Origin of the sequence: Nostoc sp. 'Peltigera membranacea cyanobiont' 232 (assembly GCF_002245985.1) — a bacterium.
GTDB lineage: Bacteria > Cyanobacteriota > Cyanobacteriia > Cyanobacteriales > Nostocaceae > Nostoc.
Map to the genome: position 1 here is coordinate 44,409 of NZ_NOLK01000017.1, position 26,024 is coordinate 70,432.

At 40.9% G+C, this 26,024-nt stretch carries 28 protein-coding genes; 13 read left to right on the top strand and 15 right to left on the bottom strand.

Translation table 11 applies throughout. The features are described 5' to 3' along the window. The first annotated feature begins 74 nt into the window (after positions 1-74). Positions 75-545, top strand: a complete 471-nt coding sequence (locus tag CDG79_RS08235) for a DUF4079 domain-containing protein (protein WP_094341709.1) — start codon at positions 75-77, stop codon at positions 543-545. A 71-nt stretch (positions 546-616) separates the two neighbouring features. Here the strand turns inward: CDG79_RS08235 and CDG79_RS08240 are convergent, their stop codons facing one another. Beyond that, positions 617-1,288, bottom strand: a complete 672-nt coding sequence (locus CDG79_RS08240; protein WP_094341710.1) for a DUF1997 domain-containing protein — start codon at positions 1,286-1,288, stop codon at positions 617-619. Between the two features lie 178 nt (positions 1,289-1,466). Here CDG79_RS08240 and CDG79_RS08245 point away from each other — a divergent pair, with 178 nt between their 5' ends. Then, entirely contained in the window at positions 1,467-2,123 is a 657-nt protein-coding gene (locus CDG79_RS08245) for an NAD(P)H-binding protein (RefSeq protein WP_094341711.1), read from the top strand. 484 nt (positions 2,124-2,607) lie between these two features. Here CDG79_RS08245 and CDG79_RS08250 read toward each other — a convergent pair whose 3' ends face one another. Continuing rightward, positions 2,608-3,255 carry an SMI1/KNR4 family protein gene (locus CDG79_RS08250; RefSeq protein ID WP_143855445.1) on the bottom strand — a complete coding sequence of 216 codons (648 nt, stop codon included), beginning with the start codon at positions 3,253-3,255 and terminating at the stop codon, positions 2,608-2,610. Between the two features lie 336 nt (positions 3,256-3,591). On the opposite strand from CDG79_RS08250, the gene CDG79_RS08255 reads away from it, so the two are divergent. Further along, positions 3,592-4,242 carry a glycoside hydrolase family 24 protein gene (locus CDG79_RS08255; RefSeq protein ID WP_223278054.1) on the top strand — a complete coding sequence of 217 codons (651 nt, stop codon included), beginning with the start codon at positions 3,592-3,594 and terminating at the stop codon, positions 4,240-4,242. 14 nt (positions 4,243-4,256) lie between these two features. Here CDG79_RS08255 and menH read toward each other — a convergent pair whose 3' ends face one another. From menH to metG, 5 genes are all read right to left on the bottom strand, one after another. Further along, entirely contained in the window at positions 4,257-5,075 is an 819-nt protein-coding gene (gene menH / locus CDG79_RS08260) for a 2-succinyl-6-hydroxy-2,4-cyclohexadiene-1-carboxylate synthase (RefSeq protein ID WP_094341739.1), read from the bottom strand. A 231-nt stretch (positions 5,076-5,306) separates the two neighbouring features. Beyond that, positions 5,307-5,708, bottom strand: coding sequence for a metal-sensing transcriptional repressor (locus tag CDG79_RS08265; RefSeq protein WP_094329730.1), 402 nt, complete (start codon positions 5,706-5,708; stop codon positions 5,307-5,309). Between the two features lie 117 nt (positions 5,709-5,825). Next, complete coding sequence (gene lptC / locus CDG79_RS08270) at positions 5,826-7,034, bottom strand: LPS export ABC transporter periplasmic protein LptC (protein WP_189524924.1); 1,209 nt, start codon at positions 7,032-7,034, stop codon at positions 5,826-5,828. Then, positions 7,034-7,663, bottom strand: coding sequence for a LabA-like NYN domain-containing protein (locus CDG79_RS08275; RefSeq protein WP_041565095.1), 630 nt, complete (start codon positions 7,661-7,663; stop codon positions 7,034-7,036). The genes lptC and CDG79_RS08275 overlap by 1 nt, the downstream gene beginning before the upstream one ends. A 166-nt stretch (positions 7,664-7,829) precedes the next feature. Next, entirely contained in the window at positions 7,830-9,434 is a 1,605-nt protein-coding gene (gene metG, locus CDG79_RS08280; protein WP_094341714.1) for a methionine--tRNA ligase, read from the bottom strand. A 379-nt stretch (positions 9,435-9,813) separates the two neighbouring features. Between metG and CDG79_RS08285 the strand changes: the two genes are divergently transcribed. After that, positions 9,814-10,539 carry a lysophospholipid acyltransferase family protein gene (locus tag CDG79_RS08285; protein WP_094341715.1) on the top strand — a complete coding sequence of 242 codons (726 nt, stop codon included), beginning with the start codon at positions 9,814-9,816 and terminating at the stop codon, positions 10,537-10,539. Between the two features lie 96 nt (positions 10,540-10,635). Continuing rightward, positions 10,636-11,463, top strand: coding sequence for an alpha/beta fold hydrolase (locus tag CDG79_RS08290; RefSeq protein ID WP_094341716.1), 828 nt, complete (start codon positions 10,636-10,638; stop codon positions 11,461-11,463). A gap of 200 nt (positions 11,464-11,663) precedes the next feature. Here CDG79_RS08290 and CDG79_RS08295 read toward each other — a convergent pair whose 3' ends face one another. Continuing rightward, the gene (locus tag CDG79_RS08295; protein ID WP_094341717.1) at positions 11,664-12,467 is read right to left on the bottom strand and encodes a M15 family metallopeptidase; all 804 of its coding nucleotides are present in this window, start codon (positions 12,465-12,467) and stop codon (positions 11,664-11,666) included. Between the two features lie 102 nt (positions 12,468-12,569). Between CDG79_RS08295 and CDG79_RS08300 the strand changes: the two genes are divergently transcribed. Next, positions 12,570-13,487 (top strand): AEC family transporter, encoded by a 918-nt coding sequence (locus CDG79_RS08300; protein WP_094341741.1) that lies wholly within the window; start codon positions 12,570-12,572, stop codon positions 13,485-13,487. A gap of 447 nt (positions 13,488-13,934) precedes the next feature. Here the strand turns inward: CDG79_RS08300 and tsaB are convergent, their stop codons facing one another. Continuing rightward, on the bottom strand, positions 13,935-14,591 hold the full coding sequence (gene tsaB / locus CDG79_RS08305) for a tRNA (adenosine(37)-N6)-threonylcarbamoyltransferase complex dimerization subunit type 1 TsaB (RefSeq protein ID WP_094341718.1): 657 nt from the start codon (positions 14,589-14,591) through the stop codon (positions 13,935-13,937). 202 nt (positions 14,592-14,793) lie between these two features. Between tsaB and CDG79_RS08310 the strand changes: the two genes are divergently transcribed. Beyond that, positions 14,794-14,991 carry a zinc ribbon domain-containing protein gene (locus CDG79_RS08310; RefSeq protein ID WP_223278055.1) on the top strand — a complete coding sequence of 66 codons (198 nt, stop codon included), beginning with the start codon at positions 14,794-14,796 and terminating at the stop codon, positions 14,989-14,991. A gap of 38 nt (positions 14,992-15,029) precedes the next feature. On the opposite strand, the gene CDG79_RS08315 is transcribed toward CDG79_RS08310, so the two are convergent. Beyond that, entirely contained in the window at positions 15,030-16,463 is a 1,434-nt protein-coding gene (locus tag CDG79_RS08315; protein ID WP_094341719.1) for an esterase-like activity of phytase family protein, read from the bottom strand. A 306-nt stretch (positions 16,464-16,769) separates the two neighbouring features. Further along, positions 16,770-17,018 carry a Ycf34 family protein gene (locus CDG79_RS08320; protein WP_094341720.1) on the bottom strand — a complete coding sequence of 83 codons (249 nt, stop codon included), beginning with the start codon at positions 17,016-17,018 and terminating at the stop codon, positions 16,770-16,772. 86 nt (positions 17,019-17,104) lie between these two features. On the opposite strand from CDG79_RS08320, the gene CDG79_RS08325 reads away from it, so the two are divergent. Both CDG79_RS08325 and CDG79_RS08330 read left to right on the top strand, forming a co-directional pair. Further along, positions 17,105-18,433: a CCA tRNA nucleotidyltransferase gene (locus tag CDG79_RS08325; protein WP_094341721.1), complete on the top strand. Its 1,329-nt coding sequence runs from the start codon at positions 17,105-17,107 to the stop codon at positions 18,431-18,433. A gap of 302 nt (positions 18,434-18,735) precedes the next feature. Next, the gene (locus CDG79_RS08330) at positions 18,736-19,119 is read left to right on the top strand and encodes a response regulator (RefSeq protein WP_094341722.1); all 384 of its coding nucleotides are present in this window, start codon (positions 18,736-18,738) and stop codon (positions 19,117-19,119) included. On the opposite strand, the gene CDG79_RS08335 is transcribed toward CDG79_RS08330, so the two are convergent. Then, positions 19,108-19,512, bottom strand: a complete 405-nt coding sequence (locus tag CDG79_RS08335) for a DUF2294 domain-containing protein (protein WP_094341723.1) — start codon at positions 19,510-19,512, stop codon at positions 19,108-19,110. The genes CDG79_RS08330 and CDG79_RS08335 overlap by 12 nt on opposite strands. A gap of 450 nt (positions 19,513-19,962) precedes the next feature. Further along, complete coding sequence (locus CDG79_RS44760) at positions 19,963-20,088, bottom strand: hypothetical protein (RefSeq protein WP_262985781.1); 126 nt, start codon at positions 20,086-20,088, stop codon at positions 19,963-19,965. A 483-nt stretch (positions 20,089-20,571) separates the two neighbouring features. On the opposite strand from CDG79_RS44760, the gene CDG79_RS08340 reads away from it, so the two are divergent. Then, entirely contained in the window at positions 20,572-21,054 is a 483-nt protein-coding gene (locus tag CDG79_RS08340; RefSeq protein ID WP_094341724.1) for a tetratricopeptide repeat protein, read from the top strand. A gap of 804 nt (positions 21,055-21,858) precedes the next feature. Here CDG79_RS08340 and dcd read toward each other — a convergent pair. Together dcd and CDG79_RS08360 are read right to left on the bottom strand one after the other, a co-directional pair. Beyond that, positions 21,859-22,428, bottom strand: coding sequence for a dCTP deaminase (gene dcd, locus CDG79_RS08355; protein WP_223278057.1), 570 nt, complete (start codon positions 22,426-22,428; stop codon positions 21,859-21,861). A 92-nt stretch (positions 22,429-22,520) separates the two neighbouring features. Then, a complete protein-coding gene (locus tag CDG79_RS08360) occupies positions 22,521-23,057 on the bottom strand; it encodes a P-loop NTPase family protein (RefSeq protein ID WP_094329743.1) in 537 nt (178 codons plus the stop codon). A 343-nt stretch (positions 23,058-23,400) separates the two neighbouring features. On the opposite strand from CDG79_RS08360, the gene CDG79_RS08365 reads away from it, so the two are divergent. The 3 genes from CDG79_RS08365 to pgl all read left to right on the top strand — a co-directional run bounded on the left by CDG79_RS08365 (position 23,401) and on the right by pgl (position 25,884). Next, positions 23,401-24,024 (top strand): adenylate kinase family protein, encoded by a 624-nt coding sequence (locus CDG79_RS08365; protein WP_094341727.1) that lies wholly within the window; start codon positions 23,401-23,403, stop codon positions 24,022-24,024. 126 nt (positions 24,025-24,150) lie between these two features. Beyond that, entirely contained in the window at positions 24,151-24,894 is a 744-nt protein-coding gene (gene rph / locus CDG79_RS08370; protein ID WP_094341728.1) for a ribonuclease PH, read from the top strand. Positions 24,895-25,161: 267 nt separating this feature from the next. Further along, a complete protein-coding gene (pgl, locus tag CDG79_RS08380) occupies positions 25,162-25,884 on the top strand; it encodes a 6-phosphogluconolactonase (protein WP_094341730.1) in 723 nt (240 codons plus the stop codon). Positions 25,885-26,024 lie beyond the last annotated feature (140 nt).

Genomic DNA, 26,024 nt, shown 5'->3' on the forward strand with positions numbered 1-26,024 from the left:
TTTGTGCAACTTTAAGCACAGAGAATAGAGTTATGCTAATTTTTATGAAGATTTAATAATTAGGCGAGAACACTATGAGTCTGGAACTTTCTGCGTCGGTGAAATATTGGCTAAACTTCTTCCATCCGGTGCTGATGTGGGCACTATTAGCACTCTCAATTTATGCTGCCTACTTGGGGCTGAAAGTACAGCGTACCAGAAATGCTCAGGGGGAAGAAAAGAAAGAACTGATTAAAGGTAGATATAACCTCAGACATTACCAAATCGGGTCTATACTCTTAGGTTTGACCGTAGCAGGTGCGATTGGTGGTATGGCTGTCACCTACATCAATAATCAAAAGTTATTTGTGGGGCCTCACCTGCTGGCAGGACTGGGCATGGCAGGTCTGATTGCATTTTCTGCTGCTTTGTCGCCTTATATGCAGAAAGGGGCAAATTGGGCACGTGCAACTCATATTTTGCTAAATTTCACGCTTTTGGGACTTTTTGCTTGGCAAGCTGTTACTGGAGTGCAAATTGTCCAAAGACTTCTTACTAAAGCGTAGTCATTTGTCCTTTGTCATTAGTCCTTTGTCCTTTGTCATTAGTGTATGAGCAATGACAAAGGACTGTTAAATCACTGCTTTTGTTTAGAATTAACAAGAAGAGATTTTTCCAAAGATTTCTGAAAATCTTGCTGAACTTTGCGAGTTAAGCGGCGGGAGACTTGGCGGACAATTTGGTTAAGTAAGCGATCGCCTGTAGATTGAATTATAGATTTGGGTAATCGCTGAATAAACCGGGGAAAGTGCAAATCAACTACTAAATCTAACTCCCATTCAACTCTCGTAACCTCGGCGCTACTGCAAGCATTGTTTTCTATTAGCTGTAGAGATGCCTTATAATCTACGTCATAACCAGGCGCTTGGTAATCAGGAATGGGGATTGTACGGATGCGGTAAATACCCTCCTCTGGGGGCAATAATTCCAAACCAATTTTCGGTTCTACTTCATAACCGAAAGCACCAAAACGACCAATTACTAAAGCATAGCCATTTTCCCCAAGTAATTGCACTTTCATGGGTTGAGCGCAACGAGAAAACCATGAAGCGTGAGCATTAAGATACTCAGCAACCTTCTCTGCCGAGGCAGGCATTTCCATAAAATCTTGATAACGACCGTAAAATTTTGTGAGCGTCGCTACATTTACGTCTGTTAATGTATCCTTAGCCTCTTCTTGGCTGGACGCTACAGGTAAAACTGCTTCTGTTATTTCCCAGGATTTATATTCGCCTTGTCTTGAAAGCATAAATGCATTACTGTATATTTTGGCGTTCGTCTATATTAATAGTTCCCCACGTGCCTGGGTCATTTTGCATCAATATCCCATTTTGACCAAAACCTCATTAATCTGCCATCAACTCCATAGAATTACTAAAATAAAGAACTTAACAAGCACACAATAGTTTCCCAGGATAGCATTTCTTATGAAAGCATTTGTAGCAGGGGCAACGGGTGAAACAGGTCGCCGAATTGTGCAAGAGTTGATAGCGCGGAATATTCCCGTTCGGGCTTTGGTGCGGGATATAGATAAAGCTAGGGGTATTCTGTCTCCTGAAGCCGAGTTGGTTGTAGGCGATGTATTACAACCAGAAAGTTTAAATACTGCGTTGGGAGACAGCACAGTTTTGTTGGTTGCGACTGGTGCAAAACCTAGTTTTGACCCCACTGGCCCTTATAAAGTAGATTTTGAAGGGACTAAAAATTTAGTAGATGCTGCCAAAGCAAAGGGAATTGAGCATCTTGTTTTTGTTTCTTCTTTGTGTACTTCGCAGTTATTCCATCCACTGAACTTGTTTTGGCTGATTTTGGTGTGGAAAAAGCAAGCTGAAGAGTATATCCAGAAAAGTGGTCTGACTTATACGATTGTGCGACCTGGTGGGTTGAAGAATGAAGATAACCTCGACGCGATCGTGATGCAGAGCGCTGATACACTGTTTGACGGTAGCATCCCCAGGCAAAAAGTTGCCCAAGTTGCTGCTGAGGCGCTGTTTGAAGCAGATGCACGCAATAAAATTGTCGAAATTGTTGCTAAACCTGAAGCAGCCTCAAAAAGCTTTAAGGAGCTATTTCAACAATGCTGATATCCTAGAGGATTCTATTTCCCAAAATGATGTCTACGACGGGCTATGACGCTCGCGGACTCGCTATCGGTGTCGCACTTTGTCGAGTAGCTTGCTTCATCTAAATTGAACGCCCTTGATTTCACTTTCTGAAGCGATCGCTCCATCCTACATCTAAAATATAGGGTTAAGGCGCATTGCTCATACGGCGCTTTAACCCAACACTCATTTATGATAGACAAAGCGATGGGAGCATCCCACTTTTTTGCATGTCATTGCGAAGCGTTACGAAGCAATCGCAAAATCTCCAACTAAGTGCGAGTCCATGCGATTGCTTGTCTGCGACACGCTCTTGCGAACGTCGTTCCTCCTCTCTACGAGACGCACTTGCGTTCACAATGACATTTATTCTTTCATTGGAAAATAAAAACTGAGATGCACCCTAATATAGGAGATCCTTATCCCAATTAAGAAGAAAATTTTCGCTTCTTCAGATGATCTTTAACTATGAGTTATATTTTCGATATATCTCTTTTTCAAGTTCAAGTTTGTCTTCATCTATCCGTATTATCATATCTTCTTCTTCACCGTATTCATCTGGAATAATTTGATATAAACCCAACTCACAACATTCTGCAATTACAGATATCATACTTATGAGACTTTTATAAACTCTTAATGGATTATCAAGAAAAATATAATCGACAAGATAAATTGGAGATGGATCGAGATCGCCAACTATATATAGAATTCTTTTATTCTCGAATGAGGCAATAGGAAACCATTTTTGATCCCATTCTTTATAACTATCATACGGCTTATTTATCATAATCGATTGCTCAAGTTGCCATAAATCATGATAATTTGAGATCGAGTCTTGTAAAGTACAGAATAAAGTGGGCGAATTACTAAATAATTGATCTGGAAATAAGAATTCAACCAGTGGATAATAATTGTTAAAACCAAGGTCAGCTATTCCATTTCGCCATTGATAAAGTTCATAAAATTCATCAGATAATTTGAATGGCATAACTTTGACAATCTCATCAACTTGTTGACGAGTTAAGCCCTGATTGTAGCAATCAACAAATTCGAGACTCGTTGATTGTAACCAACCCCAAATATAATCGAGTTCATCTGTGAGTTCAGACATATAATCCACGTAATGTAATCGTTATAGAATCATCAAATCCTAAACAACATTTTATATATTTCTTTTTCAAGTTCAACTTTTTCTTCACCTATTTGTCTTATCATTGCATCTTCTGCTCCATACTTATAGGGCATGAGTTGATATAGTTCTGGTTTACAGCACTCAGGAATAACGGATACCATGTAACTAACAATCAGGTATGAACTTTACTGGAATAAGTTCGTCGATGATTTTTGTTAGCAAAGAGAGCGAATTTGAAGGAGTCGGACTCTGAAAGGCTTTGAATTCAAAGGTGTTGAAAAACTTATTGGGCCAATAGCTGCGCTTCTTGGCTTTGTGTATTTGTTGCAATGGTATATTGGAGACTTGCGATCGCCTTCCGATCCCATCTTTGCAGATAAACAGCCGCCTTTGGTGATGAAACAGGGCGACCCCTATATCCGTGCTTTAATGCGAACCATCTCCGCAAGTGAAGCCAGTGGGAACCGTCCCTATTCGCTATTGTATGGTGGACAGCAAGTTAACGACCTGAGCCGACATCCTGAGATATGCGTCACAATTGTCACAGGCCCCAACACAGGTAATTGTTCTACAGCTGCTGGTAGGTATCAAATTATCAACATTACTTGGTATCGTTTAGCTCCGCGTTATCACCCAAAGCCAATGCAGATGATGTTTTGGACTGCTTATAGTTTTGAAGCAGAGGATCAAGATATAGTAGTTTACCGTTGGTTAAGTGATTCTAAAGTTTGGGGAACCGATCTTTCTCAACTGTTGCGTCAGGGAAAGTTAAATGATGTTTTGCGGCGACTCTCTCCGACTTGGACAAGTCTAGGATATGGTCTAGAAACTAATTCTGTTAGTAGCTCTTTGCCTAAAGTTTATCAGAAAATGTTGAAAGAGGAATTAACCGCAGCGAATCAACGAACAGCCCCGAAATTAACACCATCTCCAACTCCTTCCAGCAAGCCAATAAATAAGCAGTGAGGTTATACTAATTTTTAACTTGCTGCGAACAAAAATCTTTTGATATTTTCTACAAATGCCAAGGTATTCTCAAAATGAATATTATGTCCAGCATTTCTAATTATTCTTACCTGTGCAAATTCACATATTTTAGCCATTTCTGTATTAATATATATAAATTTTTCATCATATTCACCAGCTAGTAAGAGTATATGAATTTTATTATCTCGTAGCTTTTCCCATAAAGAAGGTTGGCATCCAGTCCCCATGAAGCGCAATGATTTCTCTAATTCCTGCGGGTTATTCTGTAAGCGACTTTCTATCATGCAATCGTATTCTGGATGATTTTTTATATAACCAAAAATTGGTTGATTGTACCAATTTGACAGAAAAGCAGCAAAATCAGTTTGAATAAGACTTCTGCTAATTTTTCTAGCTATTTGAGCATCACGCCTAACTCGTTCTAATCGTTCTGCTCCTGTTGCTAAACCTGGAGAAGCTGATTCTAATACAACTTTAATAAAACGTTCTGGGAAATTTAGAGTTAGGTATAAAGCTAACCTACCGCCCATCGAATAACCAATTAAGTGGCATTTATTTATTTTTAATTCATCTAATAAATTGACTATTGCTTGAGCAATAGGTTCCATTTTATAGTATTCATCACCTTTTAAAACTTCGGTTTTACCATGTCCTGGTAAGTCAAGGATAAGATAAGAAAAATCTTCTGCTAAAAATTTTATAGCTTCATCAAATTCATTAATATTTCCCATGAAGCCATGAAAAAAAACAATTAGAGGTTTATTAGTATTTACATTTAAATAATAGTTTAATTGATACTTTTTTAAAGTCATTTTTGGAAAATATGTATAAAATCCAAATGCCAAAATATCCACGTCCTAATATACTTTCGAGGGTATATTTACCCCCTGACAACTGCTTTGGAACTCCCAGAACCTCAGTTATGACTATGAAATACTTGTGTTAATTTTGGCATAAAGAACCCTTGCCTGAGTCAATACACCAAATATTGCATCTCTACAAAATGTATTGTCATACCGGTTAATTTTTTATTTTTCTAATTTCTAAGGTAAAAACCGATCTAAAGCTGCTTTTAACTGTTTAATTTCAACGTCAATATTACCCTCTTGTGCGGCTCGACCAATACACTCAGTTAAATGTTCATCCAAAACAATTCGTGCTACCCTATCCAATGCACCCCGGACTGCGGCAATTTGTAGTAAAACATCAGGACAAGGACTATTTTGCTGCACCATTGCCTTAATGCCACGAACATGTCCTTCTATACGCGATAATCGATTGACAATTCGCCGTAAAGACTCTTCGCTATGGACATGAGGATGAGCCACCTCTCCAGTCCCATGAGTCCGATCTATATGGTCGTGGTCTGTGTCATCATGCTGGGAATGTTCTGCTTGCTGGGATGTTGGCAAGGATTCCTTGCCTAATCGGTTTGATCCATTCATGGGTTATCAAAAGACTCGTATTAGTAAGATCCTAGCCTAGAGGGTAATGGTTAATCGTTAATTAGTTTACGCCCATACTTGCCAACTGATGGAGTGATATAGGTTGGGGTAGTTCATCTACTGACGATTGACTTTTTCTTGGGGAATAATTTCTGTTACTACCCTACCGCTAGAACTACCACCTTTGACAACAATATTTTCTGTTTGCAGATTCCCAACGGCTGTTTCACCCGTAAAATTTAACGGTGGGTCAACTTGTCGATAAACCACATTTCCTTGAGCCTCAACTAACTTATTGTCTAAATACCAAGTTAATGTATTAGACCTCAAAGACTGGCGACGCTGACCAATGGCATTGACGTTACCTGTTAAATAAACCGTTTTTTGCGGTATTCTCATTTCACCTTTATTGGCGGTTACGGTAAGATTTTCGACACGCTGAAACATCCGCACAGGGGTATTTGTAATAACAGTTTCTGCGTTCATGTTCCAGGTCATAGAGTTACTAGCTATTTGCACCGGTGGGTCTAACAAATCTAATTGAGCATTCTGTTGAATAGTGGCAATTTTTGTTTTTAAGTTGACTTCGGCAGAATTTCCCTTACCGCGATCGCTAATCTTACCATTTTTGTAGCGGTCAATTTGGATGGGGCGATCGCCAATCAGTTTTTCTTGTTTAATATTCCAGATTAAATGCTCGGTTCTTACTTGTAATTGGGGATCGGCAGAATTTGCTACTACTCCTCCAGAAAATTCCATCCGCTGTTCGCGGGTTTTAACTCGTGCTTCTTGCGCTACAGCTTGTAGTTGTTTGTGAGTCCCATTAATCTGCTTGCGGACAATCAGCAAATCTTCTTTGGGTCGCCATTCTAATTCATTGCCTTGCAATACAACACCATTAGTAGGGTCTGTGGCAAATATCTTACCTTTAAGAAACAACTGCTTTCCATCTTGTTCAATATCTGCAACATCTGCCTTGATTTGGTAAACTACTTTACCATCTTGATATAGTTCACCATAAGGACTTTCAGCTTGACCAATTTGTTTTTCTTTGGTGTATTTTGCGGTTTTAGCCCTGACTTTCCAAATCGGTCGTCCCACTTCATCTGCTTGTTCTAGGGTGACATCAAAGAATGTCAAATTGCTATCTTGGTTTGATGAAGCCGCAGGATTTTCTTGAGAAGCTGGAGGGGCTTTCCCCCCACAACTTACTAAACCAAATATCAATAAAAAAATCAAAGGTAAAAAAAGGAAGGAGGGAGTGGGGAAGTAATTTTGAATTTTTCTCTCCCCCTGTCTCCCTCTTTTATGAAATTGATACGTCATTATTCTTGGATTTCTAGGTGTCCATCACTAGTTCTTGGGTCTTCCAAAAAACCGATACCAGATAACGGGCGGTATGGATAGCTTTGGCGAGGGGTTTTTTGAATGTCTTCTTTGATGGCTTCTAAATCGATGTAGCGATCGCTTACATTAATTAAGCTGTCGCTGGTCATCGAACGCAAACTTACCACCTCTACCCGCACGCCCCGATAGCTAACTGAATTGACCGCATAAGCCAAATCCCCATCACCGCTAACTAAAACTGCGGTATCATAAGAATCTACTAGCGCCATCATGTCTACAGCTATTTCTACATCCAGGTTAGCTTTTTTAGAGCCGTCTGGTAGCTGGACTAAATCCTTAGCAATGACTCGATAGCCATTGCGACGCATCCACAGCAGGAATCCCTGTTGCTTCTCGTTTGTCCGGTCTACACCAGTGTAGAAAAAAGACCGCAGGAGTCTAGAACCTCCGGTTAACCGACACAATAGCTTCGTGTAATCGATCTCAATCCCTAGTTGCAATGCAGCGTAAAATAGATTTGAGCCATCAATAAATATGGCCACCCTGCCCCGATTCTCCAAAACTTGTTCTGGCGTAAATATTGAATCGGTTTCAAAATTATTCAACATCATTGTGATACCTCGATTTTTATCCCTGTTATTTTTGATACAAATTACGAACTTTTAGATGCTAGTCACAGCGGCTTATGATAATGTTCCGGGGTTAATATAAATTAAGCCCCGATAAATTTTTTGAGAGAATAAGAGATTGAACAAAATCAGAGTTTGATAAGGACTAATCGTTTTTCGGGGATTCTATTCGCTGAAAAACCGGTTGGTGTCTACCCAAAGGTTGTTTACTAGATAGTATTCCCCATGTAGCATGGATGGTAAAAGGAGCGGTTAGTGAACTTTGTATTTGATCGTTAAAGTTTATTCCAAAGCCCAGTTGCTGATAAATATCGCTACTGATGTTCGGAATAATTGGGGAAAGCAGATAAGCTGCTAGTCTAACTGATTCTAGAACTGCGTAGAGAACCTTTTCCACCGACTCCTGCTGTCCCTGTTTATATAATGACCAAGGAGCTTGTTCATCAATAAACTTATTGCTGGCTTGCGCCAGTGAAAGGATAGCCCCGCAGGCTTGACTGAAAGCTAGCTCCTGGTATGCTTGTTTCACCTGTTCCCCTAGACGTAAACCAATTGTTTTCAAAGGATTTTCGTCAGGAATTCCTTCATTGCCGATTGATGGGACGTTATTGTCAACGCAGTATTTTTTCACCATGCTCAAGGTGCGATTGAGCAAATTACCTAAATCATTTGCCAAATCTGCATTCAGAACATTAATGAACCTTACTTCATTAAAATCTCCATCCTTGCCAAATTCGATTTCCTTAAGGAAGTAATAACGAACGGCATCACTACCATAGCGCTGAACTAACGCAACAGGATCGAGGGTGTTACCCAGACTTTTGCCCATCTTTTGACCATCTTTAGTCAAAAAGCCATGCCCAAATACTCGGTCTGGCAAAGGTAAGCCAGCCGACAACAACATTGCCGGCCAATAAACTGCATGGAAGCGCAAAATATCTTTACCAATTAGGTGTAGGTTGATTGGCCACCAAGTTTCTAAAGCATTTGCTAAAGTCGGTTCTGCATCTGGTTCGAGTAATGCTGTGACATAACCTAGCAGCGCGTCAAACCAGACATAAAGGGTGTGTTTGGGATCGACTGGTACAGGAAAACCCCAATCTAGATTCACCCGTGAAATAGAAAAGTCTTGCAGCCCTTGATTGACAAAGCTGAGGACTTCATTTCGCCGACTTTCTGGTTGAATAAAATCTGGTTTAGATTGATAAAATTCTGTCAGCTTAGTTTGATATTTGGATAAGCGAAAAAAATAGTTTTGCTCGTCTCGCCACTCGACTTCTTTGTTAATATGAATCGGGCAACGATGTCCTTCTAGCAGATCCCGTTCTTCTTTGAATTCTTCACAGGATACGCAGTACCAGCCTTGTTGTTGTCCCTGGTAGATATCACCAGATTTCCAAACTCGCTCAAAGAATTCTTTGACGATCGCTTCATGACGAGGCGCAGTAGTTCGACTAAAGCGATCGTATTGAATGTCTAGTAACTGCCACAAACTCACAAAGCTAGGGACAATTTCATCGCAAAACTCTTGTGGTGCTTTGCCTAAACTTTCTGCCGATCGCTGAATTTTTTGCCCGTGTTCATCTGTACCTGTAATTAGTAATACCTCATGCCCTAGTAGCCTATAAAATCGCGCTATTACATCTGCCGCGATCGTCGTATAAGCACTGCCTATATGGGGAACATCGTTTACATAATATAGCGGTGTTGTCAATGCAAATGTTTTCTCTGTTTTATTCACTAGATTCATACAAAATAAAAATCAACTTATTAAAACGTTTTACATCTTACTTTTATCGGCAAAGCCACGCGATTATACAATAATATTTCCATTTTTTCCAAGAACACCTTAATAGTAGCAAATTTATTATGTCAAGAATTGTTTTGTAAGATGAATCAATTAAGCGAATCTCTGACTAAAAGATGGAAACTAACTAATCATAATTTTTTTGAATAGTTTCTATTAGATATTATTGTGATCGAGAATACATAATCCAGGATGCAGAAAATCTAGCTGGTTTTGTGGATTAGATATTTCTATCTTAAGACGGTCATGGCAGTAGTAAAGAAATGTAAAAATCAAGTTAAGACAAACCCCCATATTTACCGGAAAAATATATTGATTAGGTATGAGTCGAAATAGCCCCCTAGAGATTTCTCGCGCTTTGGTGGCGGCACTCTCAACCCAAATGTTTCGCTATTATGAGGATCGTATTCCCCAGGATGCTAGCGTTTTGGTAGTTAGCAATCACCGCAGCTTCATGGATGCACCGATTTTAATGGCAGCGTTATCGAGTCCGATTCGCTTTGCTTGCCACCACTACATGGGACAAGTACCAGTAATGCGGGAGATTGTCACCGATCAATTGGGGTGTTTTCCTTTGGAGGAAACTCAAAACCGCCAACAAAACTTTTTTTCGCAGTCGCAGTTGCTATTGCAGTCTAAGCAGATGGTAGGAGTCTTTCCAGAAGGGACTGCACCAATGGTGAAATTTACTCAACCAAAGCAGATGGGTGAGTTTCAACGGGGATTTGCCCATTTAGCATTGCGAGCTGATGTGCAAGATTTAGCAATTTTGCCGATCGCGATCGCATCCTTAGAAGAGGTAAACACCAATGGTTTTCCCTTAAGGTTTTTGAGTGTATTTGACCCTTCAGAACCTTTATTTAATCAAGCTGGCTGGCATCCTCTGGTAATTTATCGTCGGGTTGCGGTGTTAATCGGTCGCCCTTATTGGATTACACCCCAACATCAAAAAAAATATCACGGGAAACAAGCTAGAACTGTTGTGGCTGAACTGACAGAACACTGTCATGGTGAAATTAGCAATTTACTGCGTCAGGGTTGCTATTAGAGCCATTCAATTTGGGATTTGGGATTGTCGGAACAATCAGCAGCCCAAAAGTTTTATACCATTGACTAATGACCAATGACAAATGACCAATGACCAATGAGTATCTCTGAAGTTGAGCTAAACCCCTGTTTCCTGACTCCTGAACGAGTACAACCAGAGTATCCACTATTGGTATATTTGCCAGGAATGGATGGAACAGGGCAACTGTTGCGATCGCAAACTGCTGGATTAGAAACTGGTTTTGATGTCCGTTCTTTGGCGCTCCCCCGTAAAGACCTGAACGCTTGGGATGTCCTAACTAAGAGTGTATTGGACTTGATTGACACTGAATTAGAAAAAAGCTCTCAGAGACCAGTTTACCTGTGTGGTGAGTCCTTTGGTGGTTGCTTGGCAATGAAAGTAGCCATCCAAGCGCCGCATTTATTTAAGCGAATTATCTTAATTAATCCAGCTTCGTCTTTTCATCTTCGGACTTGGTTGAGTTGGGCATCTCAACTAACTTACTTAGTGCCATCAGGATTGTATGATATTGGCGCACTGGGGTTGTTGCCGTTTCTGGCATCTTTGCCTCGCATTTCTCGGAGCGATCGCCATGAACTGCTAAAAACTATGCGTTCTGTACCAGTAGAAACCGTTCTTTGGCGGTTGTCTTTACTGCGAGAGTTTGAAGTTGATGAAGAACAGTTAAGTCGTTTAACTCAACCAGTTTTGTTGATTGCCGGTGCTAGCGATCGCCTTTTGCCTTCTGTAAGTGAAGTCAAGCGGATAGGAAATATCTTACCAAATAACAAGATTGTGGTGCTGCCCCATTGCGGACACGCTTGCTTGCTAGAGAAAGATATTAATCTCTATAAAATTCTTGAACATAACGACTTTTTAGAAAATAATGCTGATATAAGTACAGGGTTAGAGGTGAGAAGATAAGGTGAGAGGCGATCGCATTCCCAGAAGTGCAAATCGCCCATACTACTCCTGTCTCCTAACTCTAACAATTTTGGATTTTGGATTAACCTATCCCACCCCTACGAAAACCATCGTGGTTCTCTTGAATTGCCGTAGGAAAATCGAAGTAAGTTATTGATACAAATGACCAATGACCAATGACCAATGACCAATGACCAATCCTATGGCGATATCTTAGCGGGTTTCAAATTTCTGGCTTTGTAGAACATTTCCAAGCTATCGCGATCGCCGACAAAACGCCAGTGCCAAGGCTCATAACTCACGCCTTGAACATTATTTTTAGGAAATGACATTTCAAAGCTGAAACGCGCTGCATTTGCTTGCAGCCACTGATAAGCCTTGGTATTGTCAAAGTTAGTTTGGAGATTAGTTGCTGGTACTCTTCCGTCTCCAACATCCACAGCATAACCTGTGTGATGTTCGCTATGACCAGGAGGAGCGCTGAGGGCGGCTCGTTCTGCTGGTGTTTGATTTCGTTGGGCACTAACACCAAAAAACAACTGCTCTTGGTCTTTAACTGAGCGGAAGCCAGAAATTGGCACTATAGTTACACCGGCACTGTGCGCTGCGGCTACCATCTCCTCAAACTTTTGGGCAGCAGATTTTCGCATTCTAATGCCCCTATTTGCGGAGATGGTTACTAGTTCTGACTGAGGCGCTTCTGGGTAGGGGAAATGCCCTAACACAGTATCGTTAGAATTATTAGATGGTGCTGGAGTTGGAGGAGCAGAAGTAGCTGGTAAAGGTTGAGAATCGGCGGTTTTTTTGGGGGCGGTGACGAAAAACAAAAAAACGCTAATTAAAGCCAGCAGGATAAATCCCGCCACTCCCCCAATCATCAAAATTTGGGGTTGCAACCACATTTTTGGCGTTGCAACAGGGGTATCGCGTACAGCCACTGGAATATCATCACCAAGGTCATTCGATGAGTTTCGCGGTTTTCCAGAAAACCCAGCCTTATTCAAAGGTAAACTCCTGTTTTTGTGGGATAGCTATAACAGATTTTGCACTGGACAAAAGTAGACGTAACAGGTAGCATTTTACATCTGTGGTTCTTAGGCGCAATCTTGACAAACCTTTTAGAACTATACGTCAAGCTGGGAGGATTAGTCCTGGGAGGTTTTATTCTGGGACGTAAACTACCTGTGACAGTTCCTACACATTTAGGACAGTTTCTTTTTTGGGTGGGAGTACCCATAAGCATAGTATCGTTTTTGCGCCAATCTAGCTTGTCAGGTCAGATTTGGATTGCACCTGCGATCGCTTACCTAGCCATTTTACTAGGAGCATTTTTAGCTTGGTTAGCCATTAAAGGACAAACCTATTTTAGAAAAACCGTCCCCCAACCACAAACTCAGGCTAGCTTGATATTAGCAGCAATGTTGGGTAATACAGGTTATCTTGGTTTTCCCATCACTCTAGCAATGGTAGGCAAAGAATACTTTGCTTGGGCGTTATTTTACGATTTACTCGGTTCATTCCCAGGAACTTATGCCTTGGGTGTATTAATAGCAGCGCGTTTTGGCAGTGGTGTCCAAAATAATTGGCAGATTGCTAAATCTATCTTAATTAATCCTGCCCTGTGGGGTTTTGGATTTGGCTTGCTGTTTCGACAAGTGACAATACCTACAGTAATGGAATTCTGGCTAGAGAAATTTGCTTGGAGTGGTGTAGCTTTATCTCTGGTATTAATTGGAATGCGCCTAGCACTGCTCAAATCTTGGCATAGCTTACCACAAGTAGGGATGAGCTTGGGAATCAAAATGCTACTAGTTCCCTTAATATTGGGTAGCATACTACCACTGTTTGGATTAACTAGCCCCATAGTAAAGATAATCGTGCTACAAATAGCCATGCCTCCAGCTTTCGGCACACTGGTAATTGCTGAGACATTCAATCTCGATCGCGATCTGGCAGTTACTGCCTTAGCTGCTGGGACTATAGTATTGTTAGTTACTCTCCCAGTTTGGCTGTGGCTGTTTTGATTTTGGATTTATGTGGTTTTGTGCGATCGCTTAAAACCCATGAAAAATTGCGATCTGCAAAGGTACTTGTTGTTAAGGAATGTGAATTAAATAAAATGCAAAACTTCATCCTGTCTCTAACTTCCCTCTCCTTTATAAGGAGAGGGATTGAGGGTGAGGTAAGGCCCGGACATAAACTGTATGTTATTTAATTCTTATTCCTAAGATAAAGATAAGGACGCTTGCAAATCCCACTTTTGAGTGCATCACAGCCTTACTCATCCTGTACCACTAGCATTATTTATTTTAAGATCGTATTCTCAGGAAAATTTTATACGTACCGTTGCTCTTTATTAAACTCAGGTAAGGGTTTCAGAAGACCCTGATGGACTCATTGGCTATTTTCTAACAACAATTTTGTCGGATTATTACGTAAATCAGACTGAGATACTTTTATATTCAAGTTGATTAAACTTCTACTGGATGTTGCCCATAATATGGCAAAGCCTCCGACCAATTAGGATACTTACCTTCTTGCCAATCAAGATTAGCTAGTTCCAAAATGCTCGTCACCGTCGCTGCTAACCCAGATTGGGCTTGAACTAACTGATAATTAGTGTTCCAATTCGCTAAAGTTTCCTGCCATGCTTCCGGTGTGAACACTCTATCTGGCAAACACACTTTTAGTTTAGAAGTATTTGGCTCAAACTGATAAATAGCAGCAAAAATTTGACCTCGTTGTGCTGGCATTTCCACAGCAATAGTTTTTGGATTTTGACTTTTGCCTGCCTCTGACCAAGCTACCGCAGCCAAAGTTGAAATCGCAAATATAGGGATATCTAATTGTTGCCCTAATGTTCGAGCAGTGACAACGCCAATCCGAGTTCCTGTAAAACCGCCAGGGCCTTTTGCAACTGCGATAAATGACAAATCTGCCCAAGTTTGCGGTTTGATAAAATCAATTAAATATTGATGTATTAGGCTAGATAAATCACGCCCCAGATTCCAAACTTGAGAGCGTGTCTCACCAGCAAAATTACTAATCGCCAATCCCAATTCGGGAGTGGTGGTGTGTAGTGCCAATGTATATTTATTTGTTGCAAGGTGTTCTAGTTCTGTTGTCAAAGTTACTTAAAATATCTCTTTTTATAGAGTTAACGAGATTTATTTATTCAAGCATATAACAACATAGCGGTTATTAATTGAATAGGCTCAATTTTTTTACTGTGCTATTGACATATAGCGTTTACTAAGCAACTGAGTTACAGCATAACCTCACCCCGATAAAGAATAAGCTTTATCGGGGTGAGGTTACATCGTTGAGAAGTTGCCTTTAAATGTCAGAGAGTGGGATTGCCCAAAATGCAGTACACATCACGATAGAGATATCAATGCTGCTAAGAACATTTTGGCTGCGGGACTCGCAGTTTCAGTCTGTGGAGCGAACATAAGACCCGATAGATTTGAGTCTAAAGGGCAGTTGCGAAAAACCAGCAATGGTAAGAAACAGAAACCTAAGTCGTGAGTCTTAGGAATCCCCGACCGTTCACGGCGGGGTAGATGTCAACTTCTCTCTTGATCTTTTGGGGTACGATATTCATCATCCCCTTTGATATTCTGGGGTACGAAGCCGGGAATATCAGTACTGTCAATTGCGAAGACGAATAACTTGTTGGGATTATCGATACCTGTTGGATGGTAAGTGTCCGACTTTATGGTACCAATGAAGTCATTATCGTTGCTGATGAAAAGCGTATGCTTTACCACGTGGTTGATAACCACATCCGATCCGAAAGCCAAACCTTCAAGCTTGGCAGGTATGTCTTCTGCTTTGATCCCATTTTGAGTAAGCGTAGCTACTACATCAAGGAACAGGGTCTTGCTAACTGCCTTACCAGCCAGATTGCTTTCCCCAGTGATATTGCTTACTTCTTGAGCATTTGTCAAATCGATATGGTATATCTTTTTGAAAGCAGCCTGAGAGCCGTCGCCCAAACCCTTGCCATCTCGTTCGTCTACTAGGAATTCGCGATCGCTGATGGCTAAAATCTCGCTGACGGTGGGATATTTCGGTTTAGTCGAGGTGCCAATATTATCTAGCTGATAGGCATATTCCTTGGTAAAACCTGTTTCTATGTCAATTTTGACGATTCTGGTATAAGCACCATTAGTACCACCGTCTTGGAGTAGTGGACTTTGCAAAATACCAATCAGGGTCTTACCGTTGGGAGTAATTGCAAGCCCTTCCATGCCTTTGTTCGCAACCCTACCAGACGTGTTGTCACTAATCTCTGTATCACCAACGGGACTTGATTTGCTGACTGCAAACTTGCTAGGTAGGTTAAAGACCCTAATCCGCTTACCTGTATTGCGGTTAAATTGATATACATAAGGGCCATATTCATCCGAGATAAATATATCCTTTCCATTATTGGATACACGCACCCCTTCAGGATCGAAACGGGCATTGTTGGGATATGTCGAGATTTGGGTGGGGTTGAAGTTGTCTGAGCGTCCAGTGAAATAGTTTTTATTCTTGGTATTCAAGGCTGGGACACCACTGCCTAACCCTAATCCCGCACCATTTCCGTAGTAAAGAGGCTCATTGCTAAATAGCAGAGTCGTATCAACTAAGTAAGGGGTAAGTGTGAAAGGTAACGCTGAACCAAGATTGCTTGGTGAAAGTTTCACTTTGATAGTTTGGAAGCGGTTGATATAGGATGCTGTGTCACTGACAGCGCTGTTGTATGACACGGCATTTGGGCCTCGGTCTGGGATAGCAATAAAGGTGTTACAGCCAGCATAAGCTAGTCCCGATCCAATACCACCAAGGAGATTTCCCCAAACACCGTTTTCGAGGGGAGCTGACGTTTGGCTGGAGAGGTCTCTAATATTACCACTTAAGCTCCCAATTGCGATCAGCTTAACCTCTGCTTTGGCCGCAGGGGCAACAAAAAATGACGCTAACAAGAACAGAACGAGATTTCTCTTGAGCATATTAGTATTCCTACTAGGGGAAATATTTACTGATAGATATTGTATTTTTTTTACTTTATTATTATTTATGCCTAGTAATTAAGCTGTTTTTAAGTAAAGATTAAGCCAAGATTAACTCATTAATGGCTAATGCTCGCTACTTTTAGGTTGGGTATAAGAAGGTAAACGAGAATACAAACTTTTTTACCCACATTTCTCATCTGGAGAAATGCGGGTAAAGTTGTCCTTATAGTTACTTACAAAAATATCTACGACTACTGCTGTTTAGTGTAGTAGTGACCCTTAAGATATACCAATCATTTTCTATCAAGTCGGTACTAATTCACCAGGACGCAATTTCGACCACTTACCCGTTTCCCGTTTAAAGCTGAGACAACCAACAACATCCCATTCCATCTCAATCACATCATCTTCAGTCCGAATGTTGACATTGATAGAAGGTTCATTCGGATCGAAATTTGGTGTTTCGGTCAAGTGAGGCTGTTGGTGCTGCCCTTCTACGGCATGATAGGTAACACAGCTGTCTACATAGTGGCAGTTCACACAAATACACATAATAGAACCAACTCCAGGGGCCTTTATTGTTAATCTAGCTTAAGCCCAACCGTTATTCATGAGTTGCTGGGTTGATTTTTATTACAATGCATGAATCAATTCCCTCTAGCCTAGCTCCCGAAAATTGGCCTTTTAGTTTGGAATTCTTGCCACAACCCGCTTACATGGTAGGTGGTGCTGTGCGTGATGCGCTCCTTGGCAGAACTCGTGAATATCTGGATCTAGATTTTGTTATACCATCTAAGGCGGTAAAGGTAGCAAGAGCGATCGCTCGTCATTACAAAGCTGGTTTTGTGTTACTTGATGCAGAACGACAAATTGCCCGTGTGGTTTTTCCCCACGCCACTGCTGACTTTGCCCAACAAGAAGGAGATAGTATAGAGGTTGATTTGCACAGACGGGACTTTACAGTAAATGCGATCGCCTATAATCCCCATACACAAGAAATCATCGATCCTCTACAAGGTTATGTAGACTTACAACAGGGCATTTTGCGAATGATATCACCCGCAAACTTAGAAGATGACCCTTTGCGGTTAATGCGAGGTTATCGCCAAGCCGCCCAACTAGGTTTTACTATCGAGCCAGCTACCCGAACGGCAATTTGTTCTTTGGCATCACATCTGAGCAAAGTTGCAGCCGAACGGGTGCGGGTAGAAATCGGCTATCTACTGGCAAATTCTCAGGGTACTCCTTGGCTCGCAAGTGCTTGGGAAGATGGTTTACTTGCCCCTTTCTTTAAAAATGCTACTCGTGAAAGCTTAATCAAATTAGCAGCAGTTGACAATGCAGCCGCCTTACTCACAGAAAATTGGCAAGAATTAGGGGCACAACTACAAGCTTATGTCCGCGATAGTATTAAAACTACTTGGTTAGGTATTGCCAAACTTGCAAGTCTAGTTAATCCAAATCCAGAATTAGCAGAAATAGAGCTACAGCAACTAACTTATAGTCGTGCCGAAATCCGTGGTGTAACCACTGCTCTAAAATTGTTACCGCAGTTTCAAGTAGTTGATATGTCCTTGCGAGAACAATACTTTTTATTCCGTGACGCAGATATTGTGTTTCCCACTGCGGCAGTACTGGCTATGGCAGTTGATAATTTGGTAGAGGCGATGTCTGGTGACAAGCCACTACACACAGCAGTCGCTACGAGTTTGGAAACCAGAGCAAGGAACTGCCCTGTCTGGATACCTTTGATCAACCGCTACCTGAACCCTGATGATCTGGTCGCTCATCCCCCTCAACTAGTGAGCGGGAAGGAGTTGATTATAGCATTAGATATTCCAGCTTCACCAATCATCGGCCAACTTTTGACAGAAATAGCCTTAGCACAAGCTGAGGGGAAAGTCTCAACGCCAACAGAAGCGATCGCATTTGCACGTCAGTTACAAGATAAAGCAAGAGGTAATTAAGGATATGGGTTTACAGACGCGCTCCGCGAGATACAAATCATTTTGTCGATATTTGCAAGTATTTGCGTCATCTATGCTACTATTTGCTTGATACTAAGGTGTTATATTTTTTCTTTAAATTCAGCGTAGATGGATAACAAAATTGATTATACACCAGCCTATTCATTTGATTGATGCTTTAGTTAATCTCCTGAATACATCCTCGTATATTTACTTAAGCACTTACCAGAAAAAAGACCTCTTGGTTTTCCTGATGGGCTGAGTCTTTATGCCTAGCCTTTCTTGGACAGGAATCACTGCTGATGAATGGACAGCCTTTAATTTTGATTGTAGAACAAAGTCTACATGATTTAGAGTTACTTAATTCTCATCTAGGAATATTAAATTTTTCATGCATTTGTACCAAACAAGGAGTGAGGGCTGTGATATTGGCACAAACTCATCAACCAGATGTAATTCTTCTAGATATAATGCTATCTAATTTGGGTGCGAACCGAGTCATTGACGATCTCAAACACGATACAAAAACTGCGACTATCCCAATCATTGCATTAACACCTCTAACAGTGGTACAGGATGATGAATTCAGTATGCTCGCAGGATTTGATGATTGCATTACTAAACCCTATGATTTTAATCAATTAGAAATGGTAATTAGTCGTCATATCAGTATATCAGTCAGCTAAATTATTTAAATTTATCTTGGTAATAGATTCGGGATTAGGAACATCAGGTAATTGATTGAAAACCACAATAATCCCAGTCCGACCAGTTGCTAAATTGGTGTTGGTCATGAGTTCAAGGACAGGTTGACCAATAATTACCTCAATCAAACTTTTCAACTCTGGTTTAATAATTGTTTCTAAATACAAGCGGACTTGTTCAGCTAAAGTAGCATAACCTTCTTTCAGCAGAGTGTATTCAGCTTGGGTAACAGAATTTTCTAGGGAAATTACAATTTCAGCATCTAAAAAATGACAAATAATTTGGCTCGGAGACTTACCTATTCTCTTATTATATAATTTTACGATCTGCTGTGATATCTCTGTTTCTAATTTCCCAATATCAGCTTGTATCATTAGCATTTATAATGTAATATTTATCGTTATCATCTTGGAATTTAAGTATTCAACATTATAGTGGATCTTTATAAAGTAGCCGGTGATAATTATTAATATTGTATATAAATTTAGTAGATCAATATGATGTTTTATTTATCGTAAATAAAAGGGTTTAAGACCCCTACCTCTAAAGGTAGCCCCAGTTTCAGTCGGGGTTTAAATCCCCCAGAGTTGCTCCTCTTCTCCCTTGGCGTTAGCCTCTCCCAAAGGGAGAAGGGGAGACGCTACGCGAACGTCTGAAATTGTCTAAAATGTTTGAATTTTGTTAGCGCAGCGTTAGCGAGTCCAGCATTCGCGCAGCGTCTCGTAGAGAGCGTCATTTTGAATTTTGAATTGTTAAGACTTTCTTTGAAAATATTCTCAATTTTGACGTGGGTAAAAGTTGTAAATCAGTGATTCGTGTAGTATTCAGTTAATGACTGCATCAATCAGCTTATTTTGTGCTGAACCAGCGATCGCCTTTATCTCCCAACCCAGGAATAATATAACTATATTATCCAAGTAGCAATAAAGTTGGGGAGTATACAGCAGCACATCAAAATATCCCTCACAAAAACCGTTGATACTTTTCGGTACAGCGAGTAAGCAGCAGGTGTATATCTCTGGGCAAAACGCATCCGAATCGTTGCGTTCATCACGAACCGATCTAGGTAGCTACGGCTTGGAATCAGCGACAATTAGCAGCAAAATACCTACCAATGCAGATCGCTGTGCAATCGTGCTTCTGCAATGCTAAAGTGATTGCTAATTCCCGATCAATCCCAAACGGGCATAATCATTATTTTTTTATCAGCTATTAGTCACTAGGCAGCTTTTAACTACCTATAGTCAGTTTTTGTTTTTATGACTCTAAATGTCGAGTGTGGTATTAGTCGTATTGCTGAATAGAATCAACAACACAGAAAATTCATAAATAGTGATTAATCACCGCAAATTTAAAGATGACTTTAAAAATGATTGAATAGATATATTTTGTGAGAAAGTTAATACAAAGGTATATTCACTGATCTCAAATTTATGGATTCTTTATCTATCAATTCCTTACTTGAAGAGTTGAAAAACCCCGATGCTACAGTTCGGGACAAAGCAACCAGAAAAATATGGCGCATCTGGTTTCAGCAAAAGGGAATCTATGGGCTGGAAATAATCGATCGCAGTCAGAAGTTACTGGATGCAGGTGAAATAGCTGAAGCCGAAACAGCGCTGACAACATTAATCAAAGAACAGCCAGATTTCGCTGAAGCCTGGAATCGTCGGGCTTTTCTCTATTACAGTATTGGTGATTATCAGAAATCTCTGGCAGATTGTCAGATGGTTGTGCAGATAAATCCAATACATTTTGGGGCACTTCACGGCATGGGCTTGTGTTACGCGGCACTAGGAGAGTATGGTGAAGCTATCCGAGCTTTTCAACGCGCTCTCGAAATTCAGCCCTATTCGCTAGTGAATCAAAAGTTGATTCTAGAATGTACATTTAGATTCAGCTACAACGGCAGATAGGAGAGAGATTATACTGTCTTATAAATCCGTTATCACCCTCATCACCAACAATTCATCGCCTTAGTCGCCACAATTTTAATTCAATATGGTTTTATCTGCACTGATAGCAGCGTTTTTGCTACTTGTACTAACAGCAAACGACCGTCAACTAGCAATTTTCGGTTGGATAAAGTTACCTTTGATATAAACTGGATAGCACAAGCAAAACATGGCGGATTTTACCAGGTGATAGGCACTAGTATTTATACAGACCACGATTTAGATGTCAGCATCAAAATAGTTGGCTCCAGGTTTCCAGTGGTACTCAATTGTTGATGGGGGTGCGGTAGATTTCTTTAGGGGTTATGGTATTAATGCCGTGAACGCCATAGCACAAGGTATTCCCAAAATTACAGTTGTAGCAATTTCCCACAATATATCCCCAGTGTTTCATCGTCCATCCCAACACAGCAACTAAAACCCTTGTTGATTTCAAAGGTAAGCCTATTTATATCTCTACTTCTATTAACATCACCTATTGGCCTATTCTGAAAGCAAAGTACGGTTATTACTGATGATTAGAAATGCCCTTACAATTTTTCTCCTGTCTCATTTTCTGACTGACAAAAAGTTAGCGCAGCAAGGTTATATCACATCTGAACCCTTCGCTATTGAAAAGCAGAGTGGGTTTAAGGTAGTAGTATTTTTATTAGCAGATTATGTTTATCAAACCTATACAACTACTAACTATTGAAACCAAAAAAGAACTACTAGAAAAAATCCCGATTTAGGGCAGTGATTGTATAGTTCCCATTGTTGCGATGTTTAAATACGAGCCAAAGTCACAATTTCTTGCTGATCCTGATATTTGCCCTGACGAGCTTCATAACTAATAGCACAGGGTTCACCTTCTAAAAATAGTAATTGCACCACGCCTTCGTTAGCGTAAATGCGACAGTCTGCGCTGGAAGAGTTGGAAAATTCTAAAGTTAAATGACCTCGCCACGCAGCCTCAGCAGGTGTTAGATTCGCTATTATTCCACATCTTGCGTAAGTCGATTTACCTATACAAATTACAGTAATATTCTCAGGAACCTCCAGCTTTTCTAGGGCAACCCCAAGTCCGTATGAATGAGCAGGTAAAATAAAGTAATTGCCATTGGCATCAGTATGCAGTACTGTTGGCTCTAAATTCTGGGGATTAAAGTTTTTGGGATCAACTACGGTTCCGGGAATATGGCGAAAAATGCGGAACTCAGCCGAGGAAAGGCGTATATCGTACCCATAAGAAGACAAGCCGTAGCTAATTACAGGTTGAACTGCTACAGACTCATCTTTTTGCACTTTTCGGATTAGGCTCGGTTCAAAGGGCGAAATCAAACCCTTTTGAGCCATTTCAGTAATCCAGATATCGTTCTTAATCACAAATTCGCTGCTAACGTTAATTCAAATAGACTCGATATATTAGCACGAACTGAGTATTTTATTTAGGGTCGATAACTCCGACGGATTTCTGTAATTTGATCTGCCACATCCAAGAGAGATTTAGGCATCTCTGGGCCTGTGAGAATGATATCAACGTGAGGAGGGCGTTTTGCGAGAAACGCTAAAACTTCGGTTTCAGAAATTAAACCAAAGTTAATCGCTAAACTTAACTCATCCAATACCACGAGAGAATACTTGCTATTACACACTACATGTTGTGTATATTGCCACAATTTTTGTAAAGCTTGGTTTTCCGTATCGTCTAGATGTGGTGTATCGATACAACGAGGCAAATCACAGCGAATCCAATCTAAATTTTGCCCTAATTGTATGGGTCGATCGTGTCCTTGACGAATACCCCCTTTAAGAAACTGTACGATTAATACTGGCGTTCCTTGTCCGGCTATTCTCAGTGATTGAGCCATAACGGTCGTAAAAAAGTTGCGATGGGAGCTAGTGAAAACTTGCACTAGCCCTTCAACTGGATATGGTAGGGCAAGGGTTGAATTGATACTTGAGGTTTCTAGCTGGGCAACCATAGGTTAAAGTTCAAAAAGATACAATAAATTAAATATTTTTGCTGGCAGGATTTATTACAAATCTGCCTGTATAATCAATCTGTTTTTCACCAGTGTGGTGGATCTTGCAAATTGCATTCTTAGTCAAACACTACGTTTGTGTGGAAGTCAAGAGTTATTTGAGTGAAAATTACGTCTTTTCTCTATAGGCGATGGTAAAAATTAAAACATAATTGTTACAGATCCAATTATTTAAAAAAGCTGGGTAAAACGTCTGAAAATCCCTAAATGTTAGATTTTTTAGTTATTTGGGCAAAACAGACTTAGCAAGTAGTGAATTTGACAGCAAGAGGGGTAAATTGTTGTGAGATTGGTGATTCTGGGAGGTTCAGGATCGGGGAAAAGCACTCAAGCACAAAGGCTTGGCAGATACTTTGATATTCCTCTGATTTCTACAGGTGAGATTTTACGGGAAGCAATATCTGGCTATCAGCCCCTACCGGAATTTCGATGCTCGGAAACCGATCCCCGGACTTCTCTTTCGGTTTACGCTAGTCTGAGTGAACTAGGTTATCACACACAGCCCTATATAGAAAAAGGGGAGTTAGTTCCAGACGAAGCGATCGTTGAATTGATCGGGGTTCGCCTCAGACAACCAGATATTAACTGTGATTGGGTCTTGGAAGGCTATCCTCGTACTGCCTTCCAAGCTGAAGAATTAGATTTTTTATTGGATAATTTAGGGCAAAAGCTAGATTGGGCAATTTATCTCCAAGTTCCAGAAGCAGTCATGGTTAGTCGATCCTTGGGGCGATCGCTACCAGACGATCAACCAGAAATCGTGCAGCGTCGTGTAGAATTATTCTACGATCGCACCATCCCCATCCTAGAATATTACGACCGTCGTCGCCGCCTATTGACGATCAATGGCGACCAGTCACCAGATATGGTGCAGCAAAATATTTTGACTCTACTTTCAGTTCCTTAGAAAAGTGCGATTGGGGAAGTTAGGAATTAGGAATAATTCTTCCCAATTCCCAATTTCCGATGCCTATTTACAACACTAAGGTAATCTTAAGGCAGTATTCTAGATAAAAATCTTGAGGCAACTCCAATGGCTTGGCAGCGTCCAGATGGTCGGATTCCCTACGAACTACGTCCGATCGGCTTTTACCCCAATTTCACTCGCTTTGCCCCCGGTTCTGTTCTCGCAAGATGCGGTGATACTCAGGTACTTTGTACTGTTAGCGTTAATAAGGGAGTCCCGAAGTTTCTCGAAGGAACTGGTAAAGGCTGGTTAACTGCTGAGTACCGAATGATACCATCTGCGACCCAGAAACGCCAAGAAAGGGAATTATTGAAATTATCTGGACGGACGCAAGAAATTCAACGCTTAATTGGCCGCAGCTTACGCGCAGCAGTGGATTTTGAGGCACTGGGAGAACGCACGCTGACTGTGGATGCTGATGTGTTACAAGCAGATGCTGGAACTCGAACAACAGCTATTACAGGCTCCTTTGTGGCGTTGGCTCATGCAATTTCTAAATTGTTGCAAGAAGGCGTGTTAGAGCGATCGCCTCTGTGTGGACAGGTAGCAGCAGTTTCCGTAGGATTACTGGAGGGTGAGCCATTTTTGGATCTAAATTATATTGAAGATGTGGCTGCAACAGTAGATTTTAATGTAGTAATGAATCAACATTTGGGAATCATTGAAGTCCAAGGAACAGCCGAAGAAGGTAGTTTTAGCCGCACCCAGTTGGATCGACTGCTAGATGTGGCCCAAAAAGGAATTCAGGAATTGTTAATCGCCCAACGCGAAGCGATCGCTAATTGGGAAACATTGTTTGTAATTAATTAGTTTTATTAATTTTTAATAAGAATTAATAAATGTATCCTTTGTGGCATTAATCAACAAAGTATCAAGTAACTGGATGTAAATAAAAATAATGCACGATAGTGGTTAGTATGACTGACTACTGACAACTTAGTGTTGAAGGTGATAATGAGCATCTACATTTTTCCAGCCTACTTAATCCACGATGTTAAATGTTTCAAAAGTTAAAAAGGGAGATTGTAATAAGTTCGGTATGGTATTGCTGGAAGCCAGCAATATGATGATGAAGCCATGAACAAAACCGTTGAAGTTCTACCGGATCAGCCAGCGCTGGTTGCACGAGCGCTAGAATTAATTTTGTCCAAGTTAGAAATTGCTATTGAGCAGCGAGGGCGGTTTACCATCGCCTTATCTGGCGGCAGTACACCTAAACCGTTATACGAAGCGATCGCTACTCAAAAACTACCTTGGGATAAAATTCATATATTCTGGGGGGATGAGCGTTACGTACCACCAGATCACCCCGATAGCAATGAGCTGATGACGCGTCGTGCATGGCTAGATCGTGTTGACATTCCAGCAGCTAACATTCATCCCGTACCAACCTTAGAAGCCAATCCAGAACTGGCTGCTGCTAAATATGAACAACATCTCAAAGAATTTTTCAATTCTTCTGGGGTCGAGTTTCCCGCGTTGGATGTAGTATTACTAGGAATGGGTGATGATGCACATACTGCATCTTTGTTTCCCCACACAGAGGCTCTCAAAGTACGCGATCGCCTAGTTACAGTGGGTAACAAAGACGGAAATCACCGGATAAGTTTTACATACCCCTTCATCAACTCTGCTCGCAGTGTGATTTTTCTGGTTGCTGGTGCTAATAAAAGACCAGCTTTGGCGCAAGTCTTTGCACCTGTAGCCGATGACTTTACTTACCCATCCCGCTTAATTCGGCCCCAAGGCGAACTGTGGTGGCTGCTGGATGCAGCAGCAGGTTTAGAACTGAAACGTTAAACGATTGGGGATTGGGGATTGGGGATTAGGGAAAAATTTACTACAACTTCTCTCTCCTCTGCTCCTCTGCCCCCTTGCTCCCCATGTAAGAACGTCCAAAATTCATTGTTCCATCAGCAGTAATTGCTAAAATCTAAAGC